Raw genomic sequence first — 517 nt, 5'->3', positions numbered from 1 at the left:
CGCCTCATGAGCCTGCCGCTACCTTACCGCGCAAGTCGGCCGATGGCCGTTGCGAAGTCCGAACGCGGGTTGCCCGAATGCCGGGCTGCGCCGTCTTCAGGAAGCTTTTTCGAGTGAAGTTGGGAGGTGTGGTGATGGTCGTCATGCCTTCGTGTGTGTTGTGCGTGGAAGGGCCAGCGACATCGCAAGACGGCCGATGTCCCAGATGAAGCCCGCAAGTTCGCGGGCGATGGCGACGACCGCAATGTTCTTCTGCTTGCCCCGCGCGACGAGCTTCCGGTAGCGCCGGCACAGGCGCACCTGGGCGTCCCAGGCGCGCTCGACGATGGGCCTGGGCAATCCTTCAGGACGGGTCTGGATTTCCCTGCTCAGTCGGGCGGTATGGCGGTAGCTCCACGCGGCCTCCACCAGCAGCTTTCTGGCGTAAGCATTACCGGTTTTGGTGATGCTGCCCTGCCGACGTTTGCCTCCCGATGAATGCTCTGATGGCGTCACACCAAGCCATGCCATCAGCTGG

Annotated in this window: 1 protein-coding gene; it reads right to left on the bottom strand. The window is 63.4% G+C overall.

From position 1 onward, the window contains the following. Nucleotides 1-141: 141 nt before the first annotated feature. Nucleotides 142-517: transposase (locus tag HV796_RS43275; RefSeq protein WP_175233676.1), on the bottom strand; the 376-nt coding region annotated here is incomplete at its 5' end.

Origin of the sequence: Paraburkholderia humisilvae (assembly GCF_902859855.1) — a bacterium.
In the GTDB taxonomy this organism is placed as follows: domain Bacteria; phylum Pseudomonadota; class Gammaproteobacteria; order Burkholderiales; family Burkholderiaceae; genus Paraburkholderia; species Paraburkholderia humisilvae.
This window is presented reverse-complemented; position numbering and strand designations above follow the sequence as displayed.